At 45.9% G+C, this 25,071-nt stretch carries 25 protein-coding genes; 5 read left to right on the forward strand and 20 right to left on the reverse strand.

Going from position 1 to position 25,071, the window contains the following annotated elements; translation table 11 throughout:
- Positions 1 to 89 precede the first annotated feature (89 nt).
- Positions 90 to 1,478 carry a mycothione reductase gene (gene mtr / locus UL82_RS06315; RefSeq protein ID WP_407921673.1) on the forward strand — a complete coding sequence of 463 codons (1,389 nt, stop codon included), beginning with the start codon at positions 90 to 92 and terminating at the stop codon, positions 1,476 to 1,478.
- Between the two features lie 187 nt (positions 1,479 to 1,665).
- Positions 1,666 to 2,505 (forward strand): hypothetical protein, encoded by an 840-nt coding sequence (locus UL82_RS06320; RefSeq protein WP_126316972.1) that lies wholly within the window; start codon positions 1,666 to 1,668, stop codon positions 2,503 to 2,505.
- Here UL82_RS06320 and UL82_RS06325 read toward each other — a convergent pair.
- The 6 genes from UL82_RS06325 to dxr all read right to left on the reverse strand — a co-directional run bounded on the left by UL82_RS06325 (position 2,405) and on the right by dxr (position 10,304).
- On the reverse strand, positions 2,405 to 3,868 hold the full coding sequence (locus UL82_RS06325) for a cobyric acid synthase (RefSeq protein ID WP_046439755.1): 1,464 nt from the start codon (positions 3,866 to 3,868) through the stop codon (positions 2,405 to 2,407). The two genes, UL82_RS06320 and UL82_RS06325, sit on opposite strands and share 101 nt — an antisense overlap.
- A gap of 2 nt (positions 3,869 to 3,870) precedes the next feature.
- Positions 3,871 to 4,764 (reverse strand): type I methionyl aminopeptidase, encoded by an 894-nt coding sequence (gene map, locus UL82_RS06330; RefSeq protein ID WP_046439757.1) that lies wholly within the window; start codon positions 4,762 to 4,764, stop codon positions 3,871 to 3,873.
- A gap of 41 nt (positions 4,765 to 4,805) precedes the next feature.
- A complete protein-coding gene (locus tag UL82_RS06335) occupies positions 4,806 to 6,629 on the reverse strand; it encodes a penicillin-binding transpeptidase domain-containing protein (protein WP_046439760.1) in 1,824 nt (607 codons plus the stop codon).
- Positions 6,630 to 6,693: 64 nt separating this feature from the next.
- Positions 6,694 to 7,857 carry a flavodoxin-dependent (E)-4-hydroxy-3-methylbut-2-enyl-diphosphate synthase gene (gene ispG, locus UL82_RS06340; protein WP_046439762.1) on the reverse strand — a complete coding sequence of 388 codons (1,164 nt, stop codon included), beginning with the start codon at positions 7,855 to 7,857 and terminating at the stop codon, positions 6,694 to 6,696.
- Between the two features lie 74 nt (positions 7,858 to 7,931).
- Positions 7,932 to 9,128 (reverse strand): M50 family metallopeptidase, encoded by a 1,197-nt coding sequence (locus UL82_RS06345; protein WP_046439763.1) that lies wholly within the window; start codon positions 9,126 to 9,128, stop codon positions 7,932 to 7,934.
- Positions 9,129 to 10,304, reverse strand: coding sequence for a 1-deoxy-D-xylulose-5-phosphate reductoisomerase (gene dxr / locus UL82_RS06350; RefSeq protein ID WP_046441302.1), 1,176 nt, complete (start codon positions 10,302 to 10,304; stop codon positions 9,129 to 9,131). It lies immediately after the preceding gene.
- A gap of 359 nt (positions 10,305 to 10,663) precedes the next feature.
- Between dxr and UL82_RS06355 the strand changes: the two genes are divergently transcribed.
- Complete coding sequence (locus UL82_RS06355) at positions 10,664 to 11,095, forward strand: DUF2631 domain-containing protein (RefSeq protein ID WP_046439765.1); 432 nt, start codon at positions 10,664 to 10,666, stop codon at positions 11,093 to 11,095.
- A 167-nt stretch (positions 11,096 to 11,262) separates the two neighbouring features.
- Here the strand turns inward: UL82_RS06355 and rlmN are convergent, their stop codons facing one another.
- Positions 11,263 to 12,360 carry a 23S rRNA (adenine(2503)-C(2))-methyltransferase RlmN gene (rlmN, locus tag UL82_RS06360; RefSeq protein WP_083966438.1) on the reverse strand — a complete coding sequence of 366 codons (1,098 nt, stop codon included), beginning with the start codon at positions 12,358 to 12,360 and terminating at the stop codon, positions 11,263 to 11,265.
- Between the two features lie 83 nt (positions 12,361 to 12,443).
- Between rlmN and UL82_RS06365 the strand changes: the two genes are divergently transcribed.
- Entirely contained in the window at positions 12,444 to 12,821 is a 378-nt protein-coding gene (locus tag UL82_RS06365; protein WP_046439767.1) for a LapA family protein, read from the forward strand.
- Between the two features lie 139 nt (positions 12,822 to 12,960).
- Here UL82_RS06365 and UL82_RS06370 read toward each other — a convergent pair whose 3' ends face one another.
- The 5 genes from UL82_RS06370 to rpsB all read right to left on the reverse strand — a co-directional run bounded on the left by UL82_RS06370 (position 12,961) and on the right by rpsB (position 17,175).
- Positions 12,961 to 13,827, reverse strand: coding sequence for a phosphatidate cytidylyltransferase (locus tag UL82_RS06370; protein WP_046439769.1), 867 nt, complete (start codon positions 13,825 to 13,827; stop codon positions 12,961 to 12,963).
- A 79-nt stretch (positions 13,828 to 13,906) separates the two neighbouring features.
- The gene (gene frr / locus UL82_RS06375) at positions 13,907 to 14,464 is read right to left on the reverse strand and encodes a ribosome recycling factor (RefSeq protein WP_046439770.1); all 558 of its coding nucleotides are present in this window, start codon (positions 14,462 to 14,464) and stop codon (positions 13,907 to 13,909) included.
- A 46-nt stretch (positions 14,465 to 14,510) separates the two neighbouring features.
- Positions 14,511 to 15,236: a UMP kinase gene (gene pyrH / locus UL82_RS06380; RefSeq protein ID WP_046439772.1), complete on the reverse strand. Its 726-nt coding sequence runs from the start codon at positions 15,234 to 15,236 to the stop codon at positions 14,511 to 14,513.
- Between the two features lie 117 nt (positions 15,237 to 15,353).
- Complete coding sequence (tsf, locus tag UL82_RS06385) at positions 15,354 to 16,181, reverse strand: translation elongation factor Ts (protein WP_046439774.1); 828 nt, start codon at positions 16,179 to 16,181, stop codon at positions 15,354 to 15,356.
- 154 nt (positions 16,182 to 16,335) lie between these two features.
- Positions 16,336 to 17,175 carry a 30S ribosomal protein S2 gene (gene rpsB / locus UL82_RS06390; RefSeq protein WP_046439776.1) on the reverse strand — a complete coding sequence of 280 codons (840 nt, stop codon included), beginning with the start codon at positions 17,173 to 17,175 and terminating at the stop codon, positions 16,336 to 16,338.
- A 243-nt stretch (positions 17,176 to 17,418) separates the two neighbouring features.
- Between rpsB and UL82_RS06395 the strand changes: the two genes are divergently transcribed.
- Positions 17,419 to 17,907, forward strand: a complete 489-nt coding sequence (locus UL82_RS06395; protein ID WP_046439778.1) for a M23 family metallopeptidase — start codon at positions 17,419 to 17,421, stop codon at positions 17,905 to 17,907.
- Positions 17,908 to 17,938: 31 nt separating this feature from the next.
- Here the strand turns inward: UL82_RS06395 and UL82_RS06400 are convergent, their stop codons facing one another.
- From UL82_RS06400 to rplS, 8 genes are all read right to left on the reverse strand, one after another.
- On the reverse strand, positions 17,939 to 18,814 hold the full coding sequence (locus tag UL82_RS06400) for a tyrosine recombinase XerC (RefSeq protein ID WP_046439780.1): 876 nt from the start codon (positions 18,812 to 18,814) through the stop codon (positions 17,939 to 17,941).
- 237 nt (positions 18,815 to 19,051) lie between these two features.
- Positions 19,052 to 20,221 (reverse strand): DNA-processing protein DprA, encoded by a 1,170-nt coding sequence (gene dprA, locus UL82_RS06405; RefSeq protein ID WP_046439782.1) that lies wholly within the window; start codon positions 20,219 to 20,221, stop codon positions 19,052 to 19,054.
- The gene (locus UL82_RS06410; RefSeq protein ID WP_046439784.1) at positions 20,218 to 21,747 is read right to left on the reverse strand and encodes a YifB family Mg chelatase-like AAA ATPase; all 1,530 of its coding nucleotides are present in this window, start codon (positions 21,745 to 21,747) and stop codon (positions 20,218 to 20,220) included. The genes dprA and UL82_RS06410 overlap by 4 nt, the downstream gene beginning before the upstream one ends.
- Positions 21,734 to 22,171, reverse strand: a complete 438-nt coding sequence (locus UL82_RS06415; RefSeq protein ID WP_232009534.1) for a YraN family protein — start codon at positions 22,169 to 22,171, stop codon at positions 21,734 to 21,736. Before UL82_RS06415 ends, UL82_RS06410 begins: the two co-directional genes overlap by 14 nt.
- A 357-nt stretch (positions 22,172 to 22,528) precedes the next feature.
- On the reverse strand, positions 22,529 to 22,834 hold the full coding sequence (locus UL82_RS06420) for a DUF2469 domain-containing protein (protein ID WP_046439786.1): 306 nt from the start codon (positions 22,832 to 22,834) through the stop codon (positions 22,529 to 22,531).
- A complete protein-coding gene (locus UL82_RS06425) occupies positions 22,831 to 23,505 on the reverse strand; it encodes a ribonuclease HII (protein WP_046439787.1) in 675 nt (224 codons plus the stop codon). Before UL82_RS06425 ends, UL82_RS06420 begins: the two co-directional genes overlap by 4 nt.
- An 18-nt stretch (positions 23,506 to 23,523) precedes the next feature.
- A complete protein-coding gene (gene lepB / locus UL82_RS06430) occupies positions 23,524 to 24,267 on the reverse strand; it encodes a signal peptidase I (RefSeq protein ID WP_236685497.1) in 744 nt (247 codons plus the stop codon).
- A gap of 218 nt (positions 24,268 to 24,485) precedes the next feature.
- Complete coding sequence (rplS, locus tag UL82_RS06435; protein ID WP_046439791.1) at positions 24,486 to 24,827, reverse strand: 50S ribosomal protein L19; 342 nt, start codon at positions 24,825 to 24,827, stop codon at positions 24,486 to 24,488.
- Positions 24,828 to 25,071 lie beyond the last annotated feature (244 nt).

Consider the following 25,071-nt stretch of genomic DNA (forward strand, 5'->3'; position numbering starts at 1 on the left):
ATAGGCACATTGCTATTGTTAAAAGTTCTCGTTATTCCTTTTTAGCTCGCGCTAAAAAATAAAACATAAGAAGGAAAGGTATCACCCAAGTGCCTACTGCCATCGATAAACACTACGACCTCATTATTATCGGCGCTGGTTCTGGCAATTCTATCGCCGGCGAGGAGTTCGCAGACAAATCTATTGCAATTATCGAAAAAGGACGCTTCGGTGGCACCTGCCTTAACGTCGGTTGCATTCCAACAAAGATGTTTGTTTATGCCTCCGAAGTTGCCCAGATCATACGTGATAGCGCACGGTTTGGCATTAACTCGCATATCGACTCAATTGATTGGCCCAGCATCCGCACCCGAGTATTTGCTGATCGCATTGACCCGATCGCCCAAAGTGGTGAAGACTATCGCCGTGGCGATCAGACACCTAATATCAATGTCTACGACGGACACGCTCACTTTGTAGGTGAAAAAACTATTGCCACTAAAAATGGCGCTACCGATGTCATAATTAGCGGTGAGCAAATTGTAATTGCTACCGGTGCTCGTCCCAATATCCCAGAACAAATCGAAAAATCTGGAGTGCGCTACTACACAAATGAAAACATTATGCGCATAGCGGATCTACCTCAATCAATGATTATCCTTGGCGGTGGTTTTATCGCTATGGAATTTGCGCACGTTTTTCATAGCCTTGGTGTCAAGGTGCACATTGTTAACCGCTCTGCTAGCTTGCTGCGCCATTTAGATAAAGATATTTCTACGGCCTTTACTGATTTAACTTCCCAAGCGATGGATGCCCATCTAGGTAGAAAATTAGAAACCATCGAGGAAAAAGAAAACCGTATCTTTATTACGCTTGACGACGGCACCCATCTTGATGCGGATCTATTATTGGTAGCAACTGGCCGCACTCCTAATGGCGACCAGCTTGACCTAGATCAAGCTGGTGTCGAGATGACAGGTAACCGCATCAAAGTTGATAAATATGGCCGTACTACTGCCGAAGGTGTCTGGGCACTCGGCGATGTTAGCTCACCATATCAACTCAAGCATGTAGCAAATGCGGAAATGCGAGCTATTAAGCACAATCTGCTCCATGCAGATGATTTGCGCGAGCTGCCGCATAAATTTGTTCCGGCCGGTATTTTCACCCACCCAGAAATTGCTACCGTAGGCCTCACCGAAGAAGAAGCACGTACGGCGGGGATCAATATCACTGTAAAAATCCAAAAATATGGCGATGTTGCTTATGGCTGGGCGATGGAAGATAGCACAGGCTTTGTCAAGCTTATTGCTAATAAAGACACTGGCCGGCTTATTGGTGCCCACTTCTTCGGCCCACAAGCTACTACCCTTATCCATCAATTGATTACCGTCATGGCCTTCGATCTAGATGTTCGTGAAGTAGCCCGCGATCAATATTGGATTCACCCAGCTTTAGCCGAACTTACCGAGAATGCCCTTTTAGGACTCGAATTCTAAACTTCTTCAACTCATGTGACCCCAGCACCTGCTGGGGTGTTTTCTTATGCCCATGACCAGCAACTTTATTGTTTCAAAAGACCTAGAAGCTGTTATTTGTGTTACGCGTGTTGCAATCGAGACCAGAATCGCTTCCCCTTTAGAATGGACTCTCGTTACATCTTGCACCCCATTGGAAAGCAACTTTATGCCAGCACCATCACCTTATTATCCTTTCCTAGCCCCCTCGCTAAGTATTGGAACTGCTAGCCTGCTGCTGCTTGCTGTGCTTAGCCCCACCATGATGCATCACAATACAGCCTACGCCATCTCAGTTGCTGCACTTATGTCAGCCAGTGCGGCAGGAACTCTTTTATGTACCCTTCGCCGTGGCGAAAAACGTATTTTCCGTATCTGCTCTGCGATAGCCGCCACAATTATTCTCAGTGTGGGGATCATCGTAGGATTAGGTCAACTTAGTTCTACCAGTGCCGTAGCTAGTATTGCCTTAAACTCAGTGAGCATTGCTATGCCTATTGCAGTAGCTATCGCCTTTCTCAGTGGCTTTGCGCAATTGTCCTGGCACACTTCCATTATCACGGTGTTTATTAGCCTCGGTCCGTTTATGATCGCAGCGTTGGTTATCCGCCAAGCAAGCAACACTAATAATCTTTTGATTATCTTGTTATCGCTAGCAACTCTACTGAGTTGTGTTTTAGCTCTACGAGCTTTTCGACGGCTAAGCCAGCGCCGATTAGCTCGTTTATTCGCCTATTGTGCCCTCCTACTTAAAACAATAGTCATTGTACTTTTTCTCAGCATTAGTTTCGCACCACTGTATCTTTGGCCAGATTTTTTAAAACTAGAAATCATCAATTGGCTTCTTCTTAGCTCAATTATGTCTTCAGTGCTAGCAAGCATCACTGCCTATGATGCATTACCAACGGCTAATGCTGACCTGAACGTGGAAAACTACCTACCGCATTCAGCCAAGCAGGAATATCAATCGCCTGCTCCAATGCATCAGCAAGTAAATCAAGCTGCCTAAGACGCTCAGCGGTAAAACTAGTATCTGGGGCAAGAACAAATCCTGGTTTATCTATATAGGACATAATTTCTTGAAAAAATGCACGCCGAGCATGATCATTTTCTAAATGCCCATGCCGATGAGTGCCAAATAATGCCCCACGACGAGTGCCTTCGTCGATAAGCCAATGTTGTTCATTATCACGTACGACTTGACCATGATGAACCTCATAGGCACCATCGGGATATCTCAGTAGAGTCTTAACCGGATCAAAAGCAATATCAATATCGAAAATACCCAAACCTACAACCGGTGTGGACAAACCAGATTCCACTGGATCAGTAATACTTTGTGCCATCATCTGATACCCACCACAAATACCTAAGAGAGGGCGATTCTTTTGCGCGCGTTCAATAAGTACCCGATCAATACCTTTTTCACGTAACCAAGCAAGATCGCTTACAGTTGCCTTTGATCCTGGTAGAACAACTAGATCTGCCTCAGCAATAAAATCTGGATCAACGCTCCAAGTAACTTCAACACCTGGTTCACAAGCTAATGCTTCTACATCAGTTGCATTTGATACTCGTGGCAATCGAATCGCTGCCACTCTTATACGTTGATTACCTAACGCCTGGGTACTTGGACCAATTGAACTGCCAATCTGTGATTGCAAGGAATCTTCCGCATCAATCCATAAACCATCGACAAAGGGTAAAACACCAATAGTTGGCACAGCAGTAAGTTTTTCTAGTTCAACAAGACCGGGCTGCAAAATACTTGCATCACCACGAAATTTATTAACAATAAATCCCTGGAAACGTTTCCGATCTGATGGACTAAGAATCTGATGGGTACCAAAAAAATGTGCTAGTACCCCACCACGATCAATATCACCGACTAAATACACTGGCAGATCTGCCGCCTCAGCAAGACCCATATTAGCGACATCCGTAGCACGCAGATTGATCTCGGCTGGCGAACCTGCACCTTCACAAATAACTATCTCAAACTCAGATTCCAAACGAGCAAGACTATCGGCTGCTACCTCACGCAAATATTCGCGATGTTCAATATAATTACGTGCGCTTACGGTTCCAGTAGCCTTTCCATTGACAACCAACTGTGATTGCCGATCTGAACCAGGTTTGAGCAAAATCGGGTTAAACTCTGTACGAGGTTCAAGCCCACAAGCGAATGCTTGTAATGCCTGCGCTCTACCAATCTCACCGCCATCGGGAGTGACCGCAGAATTATTCGACATATTTTGAGCTTTAAAAGGCGCTACTTTTATCCCACGTCGATACAATGCTCGACATAACCCTGCCACAACTACTGATTTCCCAGCATCTGAGGTGCACCCGGCGATAAGAACTGCAACCATTTTTACTCAGTGACCAGCTCTTGATCTGCAAGGGTAAGAATCTCTGGCCCATCCTCAGTAATAACAATGGTGTGCTCAAATTGAGCAGTAAATTTGCGGTCGTCGTTTTGTACTGTCCAACCGTTATCCCAAATGTGATAATCCAAGGCTCCAAGGTTAATCATTGGCTCAACAGTTAAGGTCATACCAGGTTCCAAAATATCGGTGTACAACTCAGAATCATAATGCAAGACAATCAATCCATTGTGGAAAGTAGGACCAACACCGTGTCCGGTAAAATCACGAACCACGTTATAACCAAAACGTTTTGCATAAGACTCAATAACTCGACCAATCACATTGATCTCACGTCCTGGCTTGGCTGCTCGAATTCCTCGCATAGTAGCTTCTTTAGTACGTTCGACTAATAAACGATGTTCTTCGGAAACATTGCCAGCTAAAAAGGTGGCATTAGTATCGCCGTGTACACCATTTTTGAAAGCTGTGACATCAATATTGACAATATCGCCGTCTTCGATCACCTGAGTATCAGGAATACCATGGCAGACGATCTCATTCAGTGATACGCAACAAGACTTGGGAAAACCTAAATAACCAAGCGTCGATGGGTAGGCACCGTGGTCACACATGTACTCATGTGCAATACGATCAAGCTCATCAGTAGTTACTCCTGGGGCTACTGCAGCACCAGCAACCTGTAACGCATTGGCCGCAATCTTCGATGCCTCGCGCATTGCTTCAATGACTTCAGGAGTTTGGATAAAAGGTTCACCGATATTTTCTTGAACGCTGTCTTTCCATACATATTCTGGGCGCGCAATATGCGCTGGAACTTCACGAATCGGTGTAGCAGGCTGCGGAGTCAAGGGCTTACGCTTTGTAGTCATACCAAACATCGTAAACCCCGACCTCTGCTAGGTGGTAGTCTCCCAGTTCTTTATAGACCAGCGTACTGATCATAAAGGCTAAAGAAGCGATTAGTTACCGCTACTGCAGACTCAGAACCGCCACCAAGTACTACCAATGTGGCAAAAGAAAGATCATCTTCTTGACGATAACCGGTAAACCAAGCATGCGATCCACCATTAATTTCTGCCTCACCTGTTTTTGCATACACCTTATATGCTGAGGTTATCCGCCCAGCTGTGCCACCAGCCTCAGTAACTGAGCCCATAAGAGTTCGCAATTGCTCCACGAGTACTGGATCAAGTGCAGCAGGTGTATGTGAGGCTTTTGTTTCCCATCCAGAAATCAAGGTTGGAGTGGGTGCTTGACCGGTCGCTGCCGTTGCCGAGACCAAGGCCATACCAAAAGGAGAGGCAAGATCATAGCCTTGACCATAACCAGCTTCGGTTTTTTCTAAAGCAGTTTCGCCTTCTGGTACCGAGCCAGTAATAGTAGTAAGACCAGGAATGTCATAGTCCACACCCAAACCGAATTGGGCGGCAACATCTTTTAAAACACCTTTATCTAAATCCGTCGAAATGCTAGCAAAAGTGGTGTTACACGAGCGTGCAAAAGCGCGCTCTAAAGTAGTATTCCCTAGAGAAAAACCATTGTAGTTAGTCACCGTACGTCCAAAAATGTTCATAGTTCCAGGACATGCTACCGGTGATCCAGATACCAGACCTTGACGCTGGATACCTGCGGCTGCGGTAAGAATCTTGAAAGTCGAACCAGGTGGGTATTGTCCGGTTAAAGCAACTGCACCATCTTCATCAGCTTTATCAGTTTGAGCAACGGCAAGAATTTCGCCAGTTGACGCGCGCATTACCACCATCATGGTTTTCATATCAGCACGCAAATCCACAGCCTCTTCTGCCGCTCGCTGAATATTATGATCCAAACTCACAGTTACTGCCGGAGCTACTTCTGGACTGTGATGGATAATATCTTCCATCACCACACCGTCAGAAGTTACTGTCGATATTCGCCAACCATTTGCTCCAGCCAAATCTTCTTCAACTAGCTGTGCGACGCGAGAAACAATATCTGGGGCAAAATTCGGATCAGTCGCTACCATCGCAGCTTCTTCATTCAGCCGCACCCCTTGGGTATAAGCAAGATCTTGTTCAACAATAACGCCTTGAGCGGCATTAACTGTAGTAACCGAATATGTTCCGGAAGCCGTTTTTAACTGTTCAGTTAGCTCAGCTGCATCAATAGTGCGTACTGTTTCATCACGCTGATGTGCCGCCTGAAGTGCATTACTAATAACACGAGCGGTTGCTGCCGCATCAACTATTTGATCAGGTTCTACCAAAATACGATAAATGCTTCCGGGAACTAAAACATCCGCACCATCAGAGGAAATAACCCGTGATCGTTCCGCATTAATTGCTCGCAATTCTAAGTGCTGGTATGCAGCTAATTGTGGGTGTAAAGCAGAAGGCAACCAACGAATTGACCATTGCCCATTAACCCGATTCAAAGTCATCGAGGTTTCATATTCAAAATCTCGTTCTCGTGGCAATGCCCACTTCATCGTGTATGTTGCAGTCGCAATAGTATCTTTTACCTCGACAGATTCAAGCTCATAAGATAAAGATTCCGCTTGTAAACCTTCATAAGAGGTGCGCAGAACTTCTTCTACGCTTTCTTTTTGATCAGTTAATTCCGCGGCAGCGGCAAATTCACTGTGACCTAACGCCGATAAAAACTCCTCCACTACTGGTTTTGCCGAAGCCGGTTTAGGGGTACAAGCAACTAGTGTTGTGCACGCCATCATTGCTACGAGCACTGCCGAGAAAGAGTTTTTCATGGCTAAAAAATAGCACGCGAACCCCCATCAAGCGGGTATTCGCGTGCTCAAAAATACAAAGATGTTATTGAGTGATGGAAACCTTAGCGGCGGCTCCTTCTTTAATCTCAATACCCATTTCATCGCATAGCCGTACTGCTTCTTCGATCAATGTTTCCACAATCTGTGACTCTGGCACTGTCTTAATGACTTGGCCTTTAACAAAGATTTGTCCTTTGCCGTTTCCAGAGGCAACGCCTAAATCTGCATCGCGTGCTTCACCAGGACCATTGACCACACATCCCATAACTGCTACTCGCAATGGAATATCCATTCCATCAAGCGCTGCGGTGACTTCTTCTGCCAAGGTGTACACGTCAACTTGCGCACGACCACAAGAAGGGCAAGAAACAATCTCTAGCCCGCGTTCACGCAAGTTAAGCGACTGTAAAATTTGATCGCCTACTTTAATTTCTTCTACCGGATCTGCCGATAGTGAAACACGAATTGTGTCACCGATTCCCTGAGCCAACAAAGCACCAAATGCTACTGAAGATTTAATAGTCCCTTGGAAAGCAGGCCCAGCTTCAGTAACACCCAAGTGCAAAGGATAATCGCTTTGGGCAGCAAGTTGACGATATGCTTCCACCATAATGACTGGGTCATTATGTTTCACTGAGATCGCAATATCCCCATAGCCATGATCTTCAAATAAACCCGCCTCCCACAGCGCAGATTCCACTAGCGCCTCAGGAGTGGCCTTACCGTATTTTTCTAATAACCGCTTATCTAAAGATCCAGCATTCACACCAATACGAATGGGAATACCAGCATCGCCAGCAGCCTTGGCAACCTCTTTCACACGACCATCAAATTCTTTAATATTGCCAGGATTCACGCGCACAGCCGCACAACCTGCATCAATCGCTGCAAAAATATACTTGGGCTGGAAATGAATATCAGCGATCACAGGAATAGGCGATTTTTTTGCAATAATCGGCAATGCTTCCGCATCAACAGTTTTCGGGCAGGCCACCCGAACAATATCGCAACCAGTAGCGGTCAGTTGTGCAATTTGTTGCAGAGTTGCATTAACGTCGTGAGTCTTTGTAGTAGTCATTGACTGCACAGACACCGGATAATCAGAACCGACACCAACATTGCCAACCATTAGTTGGCGTGTCTTGCGCCGGGGGGCAAGCACTGGTGGTGGGGCTTCTGGAAGGCCAAGGCCTATAGCATTAGACACGGGTGAGATGCTCCTTGAAGACTTCGATAAAAAGTCACTCTCGTTGAACTTAGAATGCCGATTAATTCTACCACTTAACCAAACAGACGAACCGGGTTGACAACATCGGCAATAATCACCAGCACACCGACGCTGACTAATAATCCAGCAACTCCGATAGTCAACGGCATAAGTTTGCGATAATCGGCAGGTTCACCAGCCGGCAACCCACGTAACCGGCGAATAAAATCACGGATTTTTTCATATATAACAACAGCTATATGGCCACCATCTAACGGTGGCAATGGCACCAAGTTAAACATTGCAAGAAAAAGATTAAGGCTAGCTAGCAGCATAAAAAACGATGACCACATATTGTGTTCAACTAGTTCGCCACCAACTCTCGAGGCGCCGACCACACTCATTGGGCTTTCTACATCACGTTCAGCCCCAAAGACAGCAGCAAGAACGCCGGGCAGTTTAGCAGGAAAAGCTTTTAATCCATCCCACGTAGCGGATACAACAGTGCCCGTAAATTGCAGACTAGCTTCGATAGCCTGTGCTGGCGAATACTTCTGATAATAATTCGGTGTTTCACCGACTAAACCAACAGCACCAACGGTAACTACGTTTCCCCGGCTGTCGATACCTTCCACGTGCCCAACTACGACCGGGATACTGAACTGTTCCTGCCCACGTTCAACAATAAACTCTATTGTTTTCCCTGGTCTCGCTAATACGTATTCTCGTACGTCAACAAAACTTTCTACCGATTGACCATCAAGTTGAACAATACGGTCACCAGATTGTATGCCTGCTTCCCCAGCAGGACCAGTACCACTGCACGTTTGCCCAGCAGTACTACTAATACAACGAAGTTCACCAACAACTGGAGTTGTATCCACGTTAGGATTTGGTAGGCCACTGCTTATCGCCAAGAAATAAAAGATGACCACGGCAACAACAACATTGACAATGATGCCACCAAGCAAGACAATAATGCGCTGCCACCACGGCTTAGTTCGCATAGCATGAGGCTCTTCTTCACTGGTTACCTCATCTTGGTTAGTCATCCCGGCAATGTCACAAAAACCACCTACTGGAATTGCTTTTAAGCCATAGACCGTATGTCCTTTACGCATCGACCACACAATAGGACCAAAACCAACAAAAAATCGACGTACACGCATCCCAAACATGCGCGCGGTAGTGTAATGACCGGCTTCGTGCAAGGCAATAGTTGCTGCTATTCCTAATGCAAAAAGAAAAACACCTAACAAATACGCTGCCACTTAAACTCCCATCAGCTCATCAGCTTTTCGACGCGCATGGGCTTCGGTTTCCAGCACATCATTAATAGTTGAGGGTACACCGGCAAAATCTATCCCCAACTCCACAACTTCAGCGACAATATCAACAATTTGTGGAAAATGGATTTCGCCTCGCAAAAATGCGGCCGCAGCTTGTTCATTTGCCGCGTTATAAATAGCAGGATAAGTTCCGCCACGGCGAGCTACCTCACGGGCAAGTTCAACTGCCGGGAAGGCTTCATTATCTACTGGCTGAAAATCCCACGAAAAAGACTGAGTAAAATCCAAGGGAGGATGGGCTTTTTCTACCCGACGAGGCCAATCAAGTGCCAGAGCAATAGGTAGTTTCATTGATGGTGGAGAAGCCTGTGCAATAGTCGCGCCATCAGTAAAAGTAATCATGGAATGAATAATTGATTGCGGATGCACACTAACGTCGATACGCTCTGGGTCAATACCAAATAGCAAGCTTGCTTCAATAAGTTCCAAACCTTTGTTAACTAGCGTTGCTGAATTTAAAGTATTCATCTGCCCCATCGACCATGTGGGATGTGCTGCGGCTTGGCTAGGCGAAACATGCCACATTTCTTCTCGCGTCCAGCCCCTAAAAGGACCACCTGAGGCAGTAAGAACAAACCGATCTACCTCACTAGCTCGTCCAGAGCGCAAACACTGTGCCATAGCAGAGTGCTCTGAATCAACGGGAATAATTTGACCAGGCTCAGCCATTGCCATAACTAAACTACCACCGGCAACAAGTGATTCTTTATTTGCTAGAGCTAGGATGCTTCCCTTGGAAATAGCTGCCAGGGTTGCACCCAAGCCCATTGAGCCAACTAAGGCGTTAAGTACCGTATCGGCTTCGACATGTCGGGTAAGCTCTGCAGCAGAATCTTGACCAGAGATAACTGGTGCTGCTAAAGCACGAGAAACCTCAGCAGCAGCTTCCTTGTCTGCAACAGCAACTTGGTGTGCTGCTAAGCCATATTTCTGTGCCTGCTCAATAACTAAGCGTGGGTTTTTACCACCAGCAGCAATACCTACTACCTCAAAGCTATCTGGATTTTCGCTAATCACTTCGAGTGCTTGGGTACCAATCGATCCGGTGCTACCTAAAATCAGCACTTTAGTAGGACGACTATTTTTTTGCCCTAACATATCAAAGCTAAAAGTTGCTCCATGCTGCGAAAGGATAGAGCTGCTTGTTTGAGAGTTCACTGGTTCATTCACCTCTTCATTATGGTGTGATCACACAATACATACCCCCTTAAGAGTATGTACTTTTGATTGAGATACCCACATCTCAAATCTAAAAGCCTAGTACACAGTGCATAGAAGACCCTGGTAAAAGAAAGTGGTGTAATAAACGTGAATGAACCTAGCGCAGAAAATGTCACTAATGCTGGGTAAATATGACAAAATAGCGAACAGATCAAGAAGTATGTTTTTCCCGTGTCATATTAAAAAACACCCTGTTGAAGAATAAATACGGAAAGAAACGATTAAAGGAGATAACCGTGGCAACTGCTCACCACGAGATCGCCCCAGAGGTACACAATGGTGTGTCCACCCTCGATGAGCCATCGGCAGCGTGGGGTTGGCACAATATCGGACGTAATGCCACCCAGATTGCTGGTTGGTGTTCGGTGTTTATCCTTTTGGCCTATAACTTTGGTAACCATAAAGGTCACGTGGAAACCATCTACCTCTTTGTTTTTGCTGCTGTTATTGCCTTAGGTCTATTGTTGCAGCTCTTCCAACCTCGTCTCAAGCAAGTTCATACGGTTACTGCCCGCAATAAACCAGTCGGACACCAAGAAAACGACTGGGTGTATGAACAAGCAACCTGCACCGGACCGTATGCGAAGCTCAGTGATTCCCAGTTGCGTGCGCTCAATATTGAGCCAAGCCGGGTTGCGCATCTTCGCTCTTTACCACAGCAAGATTAAGCCAAGTTTTATCACCGTGTATAAAAAGGATATACACGGTGATTTTTTGTGTACTTAAAGCGTTTAAAGCGTTACCGACAAAAATAGCGCCTGCTTATCTTGAATAAATAAACAGGCGCACTAAATTTTACTACTTTAGTATCTTCATAGCTAAGCTCAACAATCCCCTAGCGTTCTTCAGCGGCTAGCTGCCCACAGGCAGCAGCTATTTCTTGACCACGAGTATTGCGCACCGTACAGGTAACACCTTGTGCAATAACTCGTCGTACGAATTCATCTTGTTGAGGTTTCGGGGAAGCATCCCACTTCGATCCTGGCGTGGGATTCAAAGGAATAAGGTTTACGTGCACTTTAGAGCCAAGAGCCTTATGCAATTTTTTACCCAACATATCTGCACGCCAGCCTTGATCATTAATATCGCGAATAAGCGCATACTCAATGGAAACACGCCTACCTGAAGTATCCGCATAATAACGTGCAGCATCAAGTACCTCAGCAACTGACCACCGATTATTAACTGGCACCAAAGTATCGCGAAGTTCATCATCAGGTGTATGTAAACTCACCGCTAAAGTAACCGACAGGTTCTCATCGGCAAGCTTACGGATTGCTGGTGCTAATCCCACTGTGGAAACTGTTATATTGCGTTGCGAAATACCAAAACCTTCGGGAACTGGTGCAGTAATCTGTTTTACAGCAGAAATGACCCGCTTATAGTTTGCTAGCGGCTCGCCCATGCCCATAAACACAATGTTAGATAACCGGCCACCTTCTGCATGCATAGTCGCCGCTGCTGCTCGTACTTGATCAACAATTTCAGCTGTTGATAAATTACGATCCAATCCACCTTGCCCAGTTGCGCAAAAAGGACATGCCATTCCACAACCTGCCTGCGAAGAAATACACAAGGTAGCCCGATCTGGGTAACGCATAAGCACAGATTCTAAAAGGGTGCCGTCATGAAGACGCCACAAGGTTTTCTGGGTTTCTCCCCCATCAGTTTCTACTGCTCGTACCTTATGCATAAGCTCTGGGAAAAGAGCATGATGAATGCTTTCACGAGCTGCGGCCGGAAGATCAGTCATCGATTGTGGGTCGGCAATGTAATGACCATAGTATTGCTTCGCAATTTGGTTAGCCCGGAATTTAGGCAAACCAATCTCGCCGAGCGCTGCAATACGTTCGTCGATAGTTAAATCCGCAAAATGCTTCGGTGGCATCGTACGTCGAGGAGAAGAAAAATTTAATGGAATGGGTGTAGCCATAATGCTTTTATCTTTTCATGTGCATAAGCAAAACGAAGAATTTCTGCTTGCACCAATACTGGTTTATCGCGTTCAATAGAGGTATGTCTGAGAAGAATGTGAATCCAGAAAACAAACTACCGGTGGAATACTACTCGGAAACGCCTACGGGTCATATTTCACCAACCACCGAAACACCACTTGTTCCAGAATCAGCCCCTGCCCCAGCTAAACCACAAGTGAAAAAGACCTTTGCTGGTGGTACCTGGACTGCGCTTATTGTGGGTGCGCTACTGTTGATTCTTTTGTTGATCTTCATTATGCAAAATCAGCAATCTGTCACTTTGGAGTTCTTCACCTGGCAGTTTAGTGTTCCAGCTGGTGTGGGTACATTACTAGCGGCGATTACTGGTGCACTTATTATGGCACTTGTTGGCGGAGTGCGAATAATTCAATTACGGCGTCAGATCCGCAAAGCCTAAGCTGTTCAATCGAACAGACAATCGCGCTGAGTGCTCCACATATTTTTATTCATATTATTAACAAGACACTGTATCAAGGCTTAACTTGATCAGTGTCTTTTAATTATTTTCGTACTACAGTTTCTGGTTAGCAGCCAGGTTAGACCACGGAAATAACACTAAGTAGTAGCCAGGTCACCATCGCTGAGGGCAAAAGACCGTCTAATCGATCCATCAGGCCACCATGTCCGGGTAAGAAATTCGACATATCTTTAATGCCAAGTTCACGTTTAAACTGTGATTCCACAAGATCACCCAAAGTAGCACACACTACCAAGCCTAATCCCATAAAAAGCCCTAGCCACCATTGATGTCCTAACAATAAAGTCACACATGCAATGCCAGCAGCAGCACCTAAAATAATGGAACCGGCAAAACCTTCCCAACTCTTTTTAGGGCTTACTGCTGGAGCCATTGGATGGGAACCAAACATCACACCCGCAATATATCCGCCGGTATCAGAAGCAACAACGCAAACAATAAACGTAACAATAAACAACGCACCATTGCCTTGTGCAGTGTTTAATAAGCTCAGCATGGCGGCAAAACTGCCAAATAAAGGAATCCAGGTAAGCACGAAAATACCCACCGCGGTATCACGTAAGTAATTTTTCGGTGGGGTATTTCTACCATGATGAAAAATCCGGCTGAACATAAGTACCAACACGGAAGCTACATACGCAGAAACTAGCCCTTTCGGGCCAAACGGCCAGCTCGACCACACCATTGCTTGCCCAGCCGCAAGACAAAGCCAACGATGAATAACATAACCGTTTTCTTTAAGCCGATCGAGCACTTCCCAGGTAGCGCTAGCAATTGCAAGTGCTACTAGTGGGTACCAACCAAAAGGAATAACAAAAATTGCTACCAAGCAGATCAAACCCAGCCCAATGCCGACGCTAATAGCGGCTTTAAGATTACGGCCAGCGGAATTCTTCGGTTTGGGAAGATGCTCCAGCTTATTCATTACGAGTACTTTCTTCCAGGATGGTCGTGAGAAAAGGGCAAGGTTGCTATACCTCGCCCGTAAGAATTATCTGAAGGTGCTAAACCTCCATTAACTCTGCTTCTTTCTTGGAAACAACCTCATCGACCTGCGCTACATACTTGGCCGTGACCTTGTCTAGTTCTTTTTCAGCGGCTTGAACTTCATCTTCACCAGCGTCGCCATCTTTCTGGATTTTTTTCAGTTGATCCATGCCTTTACGACGAACATTGCGAATAGCAATCTTGCCATCTTCACCTTTGGTTTTAGCAACCTTAGTAAGATCTTTACGACGCTCCTCAGTCAGCTGTGGAATAGTCACACGTAAAACCTGACCGTCGTTAGTAGGATTAACACCTAAATCCGAATTACGGATAGCATTTTCAATCTCGCCCATCATCGACATCTCATAAGGCTTGATAAGCAACATGCGAGCTTCAGGAACCGAAATGGTTGCCATCTGAGTAATTGGGGTAGGTGCGCCGTAATAATCTACAATCACACCATTAAACATGGCTGGGTTTGCACGACCAGTACGAATATTGGTCAATTCTTCTCGCACACGATCCACAGAAGTAGACATGTGGTCTTCAGACTCTAACAAAATATCGTCAATCATTGGTTTTCTCCTTAAACCTCGGTAATCATAATTAGTTTAGTCGAGTCTAAGACTGAACCAATGTACCTATTTGTTCGCCGGCAACTGCACGCGCAATATTGCCTTCTACCAAAAGATTAAAAACAAGAATCGGCATATCGTTATCCATGCACAAGCTGAAGGCAGTAGCATCAGCGACCTTTAAACCACGCTCAATGACTTCTCGTGGTGTGATTTTTCCAAGCAGCTCTGCTGCCGGGTTGGTGCGTGGGTCATCGTCATAAACCCCATCAACTGCTTTAGCCATAAGCAATACTTCACAGTCGATTTCAAGTGCGCGTTGTGCCGCAGTAGTATCGGTAGAAAAATATGGCATTCCCATACCGGCACCAAAAATAACAACCCGTCCTTTTTCTAGATGACGCTTAGCCCGAAGCGGCAAATAAGGCTCTGCTACCTGTGCCATATTGATAGCTGTTTGCACACGACAATCAATACCTTCTTGCTCCAAAAAATCCTGTAATGCAAGGCAATTCATGACTGTTCCCAGCATGCCCATATAGTCAGAGCGATTGCGATCAAGGCCACGTTGTTGCAGCTGCGCGCCACGGAAGAAGTTACCACCGCCGATAACTACAGCAATTTCTGCACCTGTTCGTGCCACACTGGCGATCTGACGAGCTACATTCTGAACCACATCTGGATCAATGCCGACGGAACCACCACCGAACATCTCTCCGCCAAGTTTGAGCATTACTCGCTTATAACCGAGACGACGGCTTTCATTAGCCATTAAGGTGCACCCTTTCCTGTGGCAACTTTACACAACTCAAACAAATAGCATACCTGGATCAACCAAGGACTACGAAAAATGCCCACACAGCGTGTGGGCATCTTACTCGTTCAGCAATTAATGCTGACCAACCTCATAACGTACGAAACCAGTCAAGGTAACGCCAGCATCATCCATGACCTGCTTAACAGACTTCTTACTATCAGCAACAGAAGCCTGCTCTAGCAAGGTAACATCCTTGTAGAAGCCATTAAGACGGCCTTCAACAATCTTAGGAATAGCCTGCTCTGGCTTACCCTCTTCGCGAGTAATCTGCTCAGCGATAGAGCGTTCTTTTTCGACAACCTCTGCTGGAACATCCTCGCGGGAAAGGTAAGCGGCTTTCAAAGCAGCAACCTGCATAGCAGCAGCATGTGCAGCTGCCTTAGCCTCGTCGCCAGCACCGGTGTAGGTAACCAAAACGCCCACTGCTGGTGGTAGATCAGCGGAACGGTGATGCAGGTACACAGAAAGGTTCTCACCCTCTAAAGTAACGGCACGACGAAGCTCTAGTTTCTCACCAATCTTGGCAGAAAGCTCCTGGATAGCCTCAGCAGCAGTCTTTCCATCAAGATCAGCAGCAGCAAGCTCCTCAGGGCTATTTGCCTTTACTGCAGCAGCAGCCTCGGCAACCTTCTGTGCGAATTCCTTGAATTCAGCATTCTTAGCAACAAAGTCGGTCTCAGAGTTGATCTCAACCATGGTGTTGCCAGAAACAGCAATAAGTCCCTCGGTAGCATTGCGCTCAGCGCGCTTTCCGACGTCCTTCGCACCCTTAATGCGAAGCAGCTCAATGGCCTTCTCGAAGTCGCCGTCGGTTTCCTCTAGTGCCTTCTTGCAGTCAAGCATGCCGGCGCCGGTGATCTCGCGGAGCTTCTTAACATCCGCAGCGGTGTAGTTCGCCATTGTGGGGGCGATCCTCCTCGTTCATAGTGGAAATCTGTGAATTTTTCATTCAACAGAGTACTTAAAAACTTGAAACTTTGCAGTTCAAGGCAAAAACGCCTTTTAAAGGCAGCACCTGAAGCTGTCTTAAAAGGCGTTATGCAAGCATGCTTAATTAAGACTCGGCAGGAGCCTCAACCTTAGCTGCAACCTCTTCGGTAGCTTCTACTTTGGCAGCTACTTCTTCAGTGGCCTCTACCTTGGCAGCTACTTCGGTCTTATTGCCATCGCCAGCAGCTTCCTTTGCGGCAGCTAGGTTGCGCTCTTCACGAGCCTTCTTGCCCTCAATAACTGCTGCGGAAATAACGCGAGTCAAAACGTCAATAGAACGAATTGCATCGTCGTTACCTGGAACTGGGTAGTTCACAACGTCTGGATCGCAGTTGGTGTCAAGGATAGCGACAACTGGGATATTGAGCTTGTGTGCTTCAGCAACCGCAATGTGCTCCTTGTTGGTGTCAACAACCCACATTGCCGAAGGAATCTTGTGCATTTCTGCAATGCCGCCAAGAACGCGCTCTAGCTTGGTGCGCTCACGGGTAAGCATAAGAATTTCCTTCTTGGTGCGACCCTCATAACCACCCTCGGTGTTCTCCATGTTCTGGAGTTCCTTCATGCGGTGCAAACGCTTAGAAACGGTCTGGAAGTTGGTGAGCATACCACCCAACCAGCGGTGGTTAACATAAGGCATACCAACACGAGCTGCTTCGGTAGCAACTGATTCCTGAGCCTGCTTCTTGGTGCCTACGTACAAGATGGTGCCACCGTGAGCAACGGTTTCTTTAACGAACTCGTATGCCTCATTGATGTAGGTCAGGGTCTGCTGAAGATCAATGATATAGATGCCGTTGCGATCGGTGAAGATAAAACGACGCATCTTCGGGTTCCAACGACGGGTCTGGTGGCCAAAATGAACACCAGCATCGAGAAGCTCGCGCATGGTTACGACTGCCATGGTTGCCCTCTTTCTATGTTTCGAAGTTTTGGTTTATACATTGCGCAGGTTCTCCCTGCGTCCTGGCTGCCATCGCTTAAGTAAACACCACCACAGTGGACCACGTTTACTTTGCTTATGATGACCGCGCGAAAGTCAATGCGCCACAAGACACACTGCTAGCGGAAAATCTTAGTCCTACTTTGATGTGATTCTCAAATTTAGCCCTACCCAAATACACCAACATGTGTTCAACTAATAAATATGAAAATTACTAGCCCCTACCGTTTACTTCTAAGTTCAATTTTTAGTATTGCCATATTATTCATCACTGCTTTTCCAGCACAGGCATATATAAGTCCAACTACTGGCTCTCATAAACCTGGAACAGTGCTGCGTGGTTTTAATAAGCCTGAACGTAATTGGCTCCCAGGGCATAGAGGCGTTGATCTTGCTTTAGCTATCGGTAGTCAAGTATTTGCAGCAGAAGATGGCACAGTTGCCTTTGCCGGTATGGTTGCGGGAATACCGGTTGTTTCTATTGATCATGCCGACGGGATTCGCACTACCTACCAACCAGTACACGCCCTAGTTACTGCAGGCGATAAAGTATCTGAAGGGCAGGTCATTGGCACACTTAGTCATCCTACTGATGGGTATCCAGGTTTACATTGGGGCGCTCGAACCGGAAAAGACGAATACCTTAATCCGCTGAGTTTGCTTGATTTTCCGATTATTCGACTCAAACCTTAAAAACTCAACTTTGCGTTACGACGATTGCTTTTCACGCACGCGGATGTGCTTTTTGGTAAGCGTCGATAAGCCTATTGGAACTCACGTGGGTATATATTTGTGTGGTTTGTAAAGAGGAATGTCCTAAAAGTTCCTGTACCACACGCAAATCTGCTCCCCCATCAAGCATGTGTGTTGCTGCACTGTGTCTTAAAGCGTGTGGACTTAGCCGCTCAACGCGCGCCTGGCCCCCGGCACGCTCAACGATACGACGTACTTGTCGAGTATTGATCCGCGCACCACGAACTCCTACAAAAAGTGCTAATTCATCGCTATGGGCTAATTGTCCACGCACTTCATTCCACTTTTCTAAAGCCACAGCAGCTTTATCACCATAGGGAACGACTCTTTGTTTATTACCTTTACCAGTAACAATCACGGTACGACGCTGTGGGTTAATATCGCCAAGATTAATTCCACTTAGCTCGGCAACACGCATACCAGTGGCGTAGAGCAGCTCTAGAATAGCGGTATCGCGAAGATATTCTTCCTCACTAGTTGCTGCCGATACCTCCATAAGCTCGGCAGCTTTATCTGGGCTAAGTATTTTTGGTAGCGATCGCTGTGCTTTAGGGGCAACCAATCGGCGTGCTTGATCACTTGCGCAATATCCATTGCGCACCAACCAGGTAGAAAATCCTCTTACTGCAGCTGTCCGTCTGGCCAAGGTCGCACGGCTTTTTCCTGCTTCAACAGCTTGACCTAACCAATTACGCAAATGGGCAAGTTGGAAATCTGCCAATGTTGGATTTTCGGCAGCAAAATCATTGAGATCTGAAACATAACCTTTAACAGTTGCAGGTGATCTTCCGACCACTAATTCTAGATGGTCGGCGTAGTCATTAATAAGCTCATGCAGCTGGCTCACGTCGTCTAGCCTAGCAAGATAAAACAAGTGAGGCCGAAGCACAATAATACTCCGGCCTCACTTTTAGACTCACCCATAATGCGAAACCCAACTCGCGAGAAACCTGTGAGGGAACCAGCCCGAACCCTCGGTCAATCACTTAGGCTTGCCTCATCTACATTAATTCATGAAGAAGAAAGTATGCAAGCCTAAACTCAAACTTTTTTCGTAGTTACCCTCCAAAAGTTGTAGATTTATCTATTCCTGCCTGCACCATTGATTTTTGTCTCTACGCACAATTGACTTATTTTCTAGATCAATAAGAAGGTGCATTGTTAATCCCAGCGGCAAACCAGTATTTTTCGCTATTGACGAGGCATCCAAACCAAAATTGTTAAACATAGGCAATGCATCATATACTCGCAGCTCATTGCGGCTTAATTTTTGCACTGCATTCGCAGCGAACTCATCCTCATAGTGACCATCTATATCAACCTGACCAATTTTGCTAATGAGTGCACGGATCTCATCGGCAGAACATACTAATTCTGCTTCTCCCCTACGAATACGCTCATGACATCCTAGTGAAGATACCCCAGTAATTGGACCCGGAACGGCCATTGCTACTCGACCAAAACCTGCAGCCCAACTTAAGGTGTTTAATGCTCCAGAACGCCAGGCAGCCTCAACTACGACCGTACCTAAACTTAATGCTGCTACTAGTCGATTCCTAGTAAGAAACCGATGCCGCTGCGGGGTAGTTCCTGGTGGGTACTCACTTATAATGCACCCACCATTATTAACAATCTGCTCAAAAAGATCGGCATTTCGTGCTGGATAGGTTCGATCCAGTCCACATGCAGTAACTACAGTAGTACGCCCACCACGATGAAGTGCTTGAGTGTGGGCAATACTATCAATTCCAATAGCTCCCCCAGAAATAATCCCTACATGTTTATCTACTAACCCTTGGACAAGTTGTCTTGTTGCTAACTTCCCATATCTGCTTACTGCTCGAGTACCAACTACGCCCACACTAAAAACTATGGTGGTGTTTAAATCCGCTCCTCGAACCCATAGGGCATGGGGTGGTAATGCATCTGCTTGATAGCTGCGCACATGTTCACTTACCCCAGAAGCTGCAAAACCAAATGCCTGTTCACATTCTTCTCGCGGCCATTCTAAAGAATCCGGGGTAACTAATCGTCCACCTAAATCCGAAATAATTTTTAAGTCTTCTTCATAGCGGCGCCAATCCCAGCGTGCTTGGGTTTCTTTTAATAATCCACCAATCCAATCGCTTCTATGAGAAACCCCATGCGCAATTTCTTCTACCGAATAACCTTGCTCAAGAAGACGATAAATATGTGCGCTAGGCCCTTCTACCACCCGCGATAAATATGCCCATGCTTTATCTCGATCATTCATGAGGCATCACGTAGTACAGTTGTTGTTCGAAGCTCTAGCGCACGGGCCACCTGATCTAAACTGGGTTTGCTTGTACCTTCCAGATCACACAGTGTCCAGGCCACTTTTAAGGTTTTATCGACCCGTCGTTGACTAATCTCCCCGGTACTAAGGTATGCCTCTAATAAAGCCATAGCATCCTCACTAGCAGGAAAATCTCGTCGCAATAAAGCTGGATTTATTGCCGCATTCGTATGTACTGGTAGTTCTAAAGCCTGCCATCTATGTTGACTGCGTTCCCGCGCTAATGCCACCCGCTCGGCAATTGTTGCCGAAGACTCCTCTGCATTTGAGCGTACCTGTGATCCTTTAGCTTTTGTGTGCACAAACATATCACAACGGTCTCGCAATGGACCAGATAAATTATCCAAATATGTTAGCCGCGCATGCACATTACATCGGCATTGCGAAGGATCCTCAGCAGCACACCGACAAGGGTTTGCTGCCAAAACGAGCTGAAACTGTGACGGGAATACTATTTCTCGACGCGAACGTAATAGTCGAACCTCGCCTTCTTCTAAAGGGGTACGTAAAGAATCAAGAACTGCACCAGAAATTTCGCTGACTTCATCTAAAAACAGCACCCCATGGTGAGCGAAACTTACGGCTCCTGGTTGCGGATTTCCACTACCACCGCCTAACAATGCTGCGCGAGTTATCGAATGATGCGGAGCAATAAACGGTGGACGATGCACTGTTTGATAAAGACTGCGTCCAGCTATTGAATGTATAGAAAGCACCTCAAGCGCTTGCTCAATCTTTAATGGTGGAAGAATCGTCGGTAAGCGTTCAGCAAGCATGGATTTCCCTGATCCAGGCGGGCCAATCATTAGTACATGATGACCACCTGCAGCAGCAATTTCTAAAGCGTGTTTGGCCTCAGATTGGCCAATAACGTCGCAAAAATCTTTATCGGTTTTTTCGTTATCCGACATATGCGACATAGCATGAATTAACGTTAATTGCCCATTACCAGCTAACCAATCTACGACGCCACTTAAAGTTGCGGCAGCATATACCTCTATTCCGCTTATTAGGGTTGCTTCTTTAGCATTATCAATAGGAATAACTGCTTTGCGTATTCCATTTTCTTTTGCCACCACTAAAGCTGGGAGAACTCCTAGTGCCGGTCTGATTCGTCCATCTAGACCAACTTCACCAATCAGTAGTGTGTTTGCTAGTCGTGCTCGTACTTGGGTTCGTGATTCTGTTGCATACACAATTGCCATGCACATGGCCAGGTCCATATGTGAACCGGATTTAGGTAGATGTGCCGGTGATAAACTGACAATAATTTTGGTTTTCGGCCACTGTAGGCGGGTATTTTGTACTGCTGTTTTCATTCGATCGCGTGATTCTGCAATAGCAGTATCTGCTAGACCAACAATATATGTTCCGGGTAAGCCTGGCCCAACATTGGCTTCTACTTCGACCAAATATGCGCTTACCCCAATGAATGCTGCCGATAATGTTCTAGCGAGCGCCATGATCGATTCCTTGAAAAATCTCGATTTCAGGCTCATTGCTTTCGCCATGAATAATCACTGTGGCAACATCGAAACGGACTCCAACAAAACGGTTACCTTCTTTATGCTTATCAGCTAACCAGTTGCGGGCAACTTTACGAAGACGACGTAGTTTTGCCGGTGTAACAGCTTCCGCACTACCAAAATCTGGCGTGGTTCTGGTTTTCACCTCGATGAAGACCACTTGTTTATCTGGGCTCATCACAATGAGGTCAATTTCGCCTTCTTTATAGCGCCGATTTTTCTCTACGATAAGGTATCCACGACACCGATATTCTTCCGCAATAAGCTGCTCCCCATACGCGCCCAGGGTTGCATAGGACATAAGAGCACTAGTTAGTGTCGCTATTTTTCTTTGACGTACCCCGTCTAAATTATTGGACATGGATGTCTTCCTTAACAGGTAAACATCCCCATACCGCTAAGATCCCCATCACGAATACAACCGTGATTACCCTTAGTGTTGCGTGTTTACAGCTAGGACACAAGAGAAAATAGAAAAATAAGCAAAATCTGTGGATAACTACTGGTTTTAAACTTTCTGTTATCCCCAGACAATACTTTCATGATCACAAACTATTGCTTTTATTGTGTACATACGTTATATTCGCTCGGCTTCCTCTTTCATATCGTTTCATTTTTTATTCATGATCCCAAACTAAAAAATCCCGTGCTCATCTAAAAAAATGAGCACGGGGTTAAGAGCACAGAATAAATGTTCTTAAACAGTAATTATTGCGTTTTACTCTGGAATAATGAGATCAGGCTTATCTAGTTCTTCAATATTGACATCCTTATATGTAATGACCCGCACATAACGCACAAAGCGCGCAGATCGATACATATCCCATACCCAAGCATCAGACATGCGTACCTCGTAGTACACCTCATTTCCTTGAGTATGTGGGATTAATTCAACTGCATTGGCGAGATAAAAACGCCGTTCAGTTTCTACTACATAAGAGAACTGGCTGACAACATCGCGGTACTCACGGTATAAGGACAGCTCTACTTCTGCTTCATAGTTGTCTAGCTCCTCAGCGCTCATCCTTCTAGCCTCCTTGAGTTACGCTCCCACTGCGCCTGGGCGTATTTAACATTGGCATAACTATAACGATGCTCAGCAATTTTTCCGTGGCGGCTCACCGCAGCCATATGTGCTTTTGTTCCATAGCCTTTGTGCTTTTCTAAACCATACTCAGGATAACGCTGGCTAAGTTCTTTCATCACTTCATCACGGGAATATTTTGCCAACACACTAGCTGCAGCGATACAGCGTACTTGCCCATCACCACCGATCACCGACAAACTTGGGCTCGTTAAACCAGGCACTTTCATTGCGTCGATAAGCACAAAACCAGGGCGTACATTAAGCGTTTCGACGACTCTTCGCATTCCAGAAATATTGGCGTGCTGGATACCTAACGCATCAATCTCATACGCTGGAATATGCAAAATTCGATAATCTAGTGCGTTGTCGATAATGCGCGGGAAAAGTGCAGCTCGCTGGCGCTCACTAAGTTTTTTAGAATCAGTAAGAATCTCTAGCTCTTTAATCGGCTGCGGCGGCAAAATGCAAGAAGCAATCGTAATAGGCCCGCAACACGCTCCCCTACCAGCCTCATCAACACCAGCAACCGGACCAAGACCATGTTTTTCTAGTGCCACCTCAAAGGTGCGCAGCTGTTTAAGCTGACGCACCTTAATCCGTTCTGACATCCTGTGACCAATAATAAATTAGAGATCGTAATCCTCAACGCTACCAATACGGTTAAAGGGGAAGACAATCGCTTGCACCTTACCTTTGATATTTTCCCGTGGAATGGTGCCTTGATATTCATCACCAAGATGGTACCGAGAATCAGCAGAATTAGTCCGATTATCACCCATCATGAAGTAATGATCGGTTGGCACGGTAATAGGACCAAAATAGAATCCGCCGCATTCCTGCGAACCAGTGGTCGAGTCAATAGGATACTGCGCTGGGGAGAGCGTATAGAAATCCTCGACTTTCTTACCATCGACCATAATGCCGGGATCGCCTTCTTGACATTGAACAGTTTGTCCACCGGTAGCAATAATACGCTTAACCAAGTCATTTTCATCTGGTGCAATTAATCCTACGATGGCACCAAGATTTTGTAGTCCCCGGATCAAAGAATTATCACTTCGCTGTGAAACATAGCCAACATTCCACGAGTCAGTGCCTTTAAAAACTGCCACATCACCAGGTTCTGGATCACCAAAACGGTAGGCAAGTTTATCGACATAAATGCGATCCCCAGTGCAACCAGTACAACCATGCAAAGTTGGCTCCATTGATTGCGAAGGAATCATATAAATCCTGCCGATGAAAGTCTGGATCACCATAATGAACACCAGCGTAATCACAATAACCACGGGAATTTCGATATACCACGGGGTTTGTTTTTTCTCTTCGCTGGCAGCTGCGTCTCGTCTACGTCCTACGTTCACGTCCATCGACTTTAGCAGCATTTGTGAAATCTATTTATCCCTGGCGCACAGAGCAAACTATAGTTTTGTTTCTTTCCATTCGTACGGCTCATTCGAACGGTTACTTTGTAATTCTTTGCCAAGCATAAAAAGAAGAAAAACCCCTGTGTCTTTCATAAGAAAAGATACAGGGGCGGACGAAAAAATCGCTATAAAAACTATGCCTTAAATCAAGGCATTAATTTTTAGCGCTTCTCCTTAATCTTGGCAGCCTTACCACGTAGCTCACGCAGGTAGTACAGCTTAGCGCGACGAACATCACCGCGAGTAATAACCTCAATCTTCTCAATATTAGGGGTGTGTACTGGGAAAGTACGCTCTACACCAATACCGAAAGACACCTTACGAACGGTGAAGGTCTCACGGATACCATCGCCCTGACGGCGAATAACAACACCTTTGAATACCTGGATACGAGACTTACTACCCTCGATAACCTTTACGTGCACATCAAGGGTGTCACCTGGACGGAAATCAGGAATATCGTTGCGCAGGGATGCTGCATCAACCTTGTCGAGAATGTTCATTAAAACAATCCTTTATTTTCTTTTCAGACAGAGGACCCTAGCGGCGCTTCCGATATTACGGTGCTCGGCTGGTTCATGCCTATTACAAGTACAGCTGCTTTTATCAGCCACCACTTTTTAAAGCAGTAAACAAAAGACAACTTGAGCATTATGCCACAAAAAGAGCGCTTACACCAAATAAATAATGGAGTTTATCCAGCAAAAATGCTCATGCGTTATCACAGACCAAGTAAGGTTCACTACC

This window comes from Corynebacterium kutscheri, assembly GCF_000980835.1.
Lineage (GTDB): Bacteria > Actinomycetota > Actinomycetes > Mycobacteriales > Mycobacteriaceae > Corynebacterium > Corynebacterium kutscheri.

Coding starts and splice junctions, on each gene's coding strand:
- rpsB (WP_046439776.1), bottom strand. CDS start 17,175: ATGGCAGTCGTAACCATGCGCGAGCTTCTCGATGCTGGTGTTCATTTT.
- UL82_RS06395 (WP_046439778.1), top strand. CDS start 17,419: ATGAAAATTACTAGCCCCTACCGTTTACTTCTAAGTTCAATTTTTAGT.
- tsf (WP_046439774.1), bottom strand. CDS start 16,181: ATGGCGAACTACACCGCTGCGGATGTTAAGAAGCTCCGCGAGATCACC.
- UL82_RS06415 (WP_232009534.1), bottom strand. CDS start 22,171: ATGTCCAATAATTTAGACGGGGTACGTCAAAGAAAAATAGCGACACTA.
- UL82_RS06410 (WP_046439784.1), bottom strand. CDS start 21,747: ATGGCGCTCGCTAGAACATTATCGGCAGCATTCATTGGGGTAAGCGCA.
- map (WP_046439757.1), bottom strand. CDS start 4,764: ATGTTTGGTATGACTACAAAGCGTAAGCCCTTGACTCCGCAGCCTGCT.
- UL82_RS06425 (WP_046439787.1), bottom strand. CDS start 23,505: ATGTCAGAACGGATTAAGGTGCGTCAGCTTAAACAGCTGCGCACCTTT.
- pyrH (WP_046439772.1), bottom strand. CDS start 15,236: ATGGCTAATGAAAGCCGTCGTCTCGGTTATAAGCGAGTAATGCTCAAA.
- UL82_RS06335 (WP_046439760.1), bottom strand. CDS start 6,629: ATGAAAAACTCTTTCTCGGCAGTGCTCGTAGCAATGATGGCGTGCACA.
- lepB (WP_236685497.1), bottom strand. CDS start 24,267: ATGGACGTGAACGTAGGACGTAGACGAGACGCAGCTGCCAGCGAAGAG.
- frr (WP_046439770.1), bottom strand. CDS start 14,464: ATGATTGACGATATTTTGTTAGAGTCTGAAGACCACATGTCTACTTCT.
- UL82_RS06420 (WP_046439786.1), bottom strand. CDS start 22,834: ATGAGCGCTGAGGAGCTAGACAACTATGAAGCAGAAGTAGAGCTGTCC.
- dprA (WP_046439782.1), bottom strand. CDS start 20,221: ATGAATGATCGAGATAAAGCATGGGCATATTTATCGCGGGTGGTAGAA.
- UL82_RS06370 (WP_046439769.1), bottom strand. CDS start 13,827: ATGAATAAGCTGGAGCATCTTCCCAAACCGAAGAATTCCGCTGGCCGT.
- UL82_RS06325 (WP_046439755.1), bottom strand. CDS start 3,868: ATGGTTGCAGTTCTTATCGCCGGGTGCACCTCAGATGCTGGGAAATCA.
- UL82_RS06365 (WP_046439767.1), top strand. CDS start 12,444: ATGTCTGAGAAGAATGTGAATCCAGAAAACAAACTACCGGTGGAATAC.
- rplS (WP_046439791.1), bottom strand. CDS start 24,827: ATGAACATTCTCGACAAGGTTGATGCAGCATCCCTGCGCAACGATATT.
- rlmN (WP_083966438.1), bottom strand. CDS start 12,360: ATGGCTACACCCATTCCATTAAATTTTTCTTCTCCTCGACGTACGATG.
- dxr (WP_046441302.1), bottom strand. CDS start 10,304: ATGTTAGGGCAAAAAAATAGTCGTCCTACTAAAGTGCTGATTTTAGGT.
- UL82_RS06320 (WP_126316972.1), top strand. CDS start 1,666: ATGCCAGCACCATCACCTTATTATCCTTTCCTAGCCCCCTCGCTAAGT.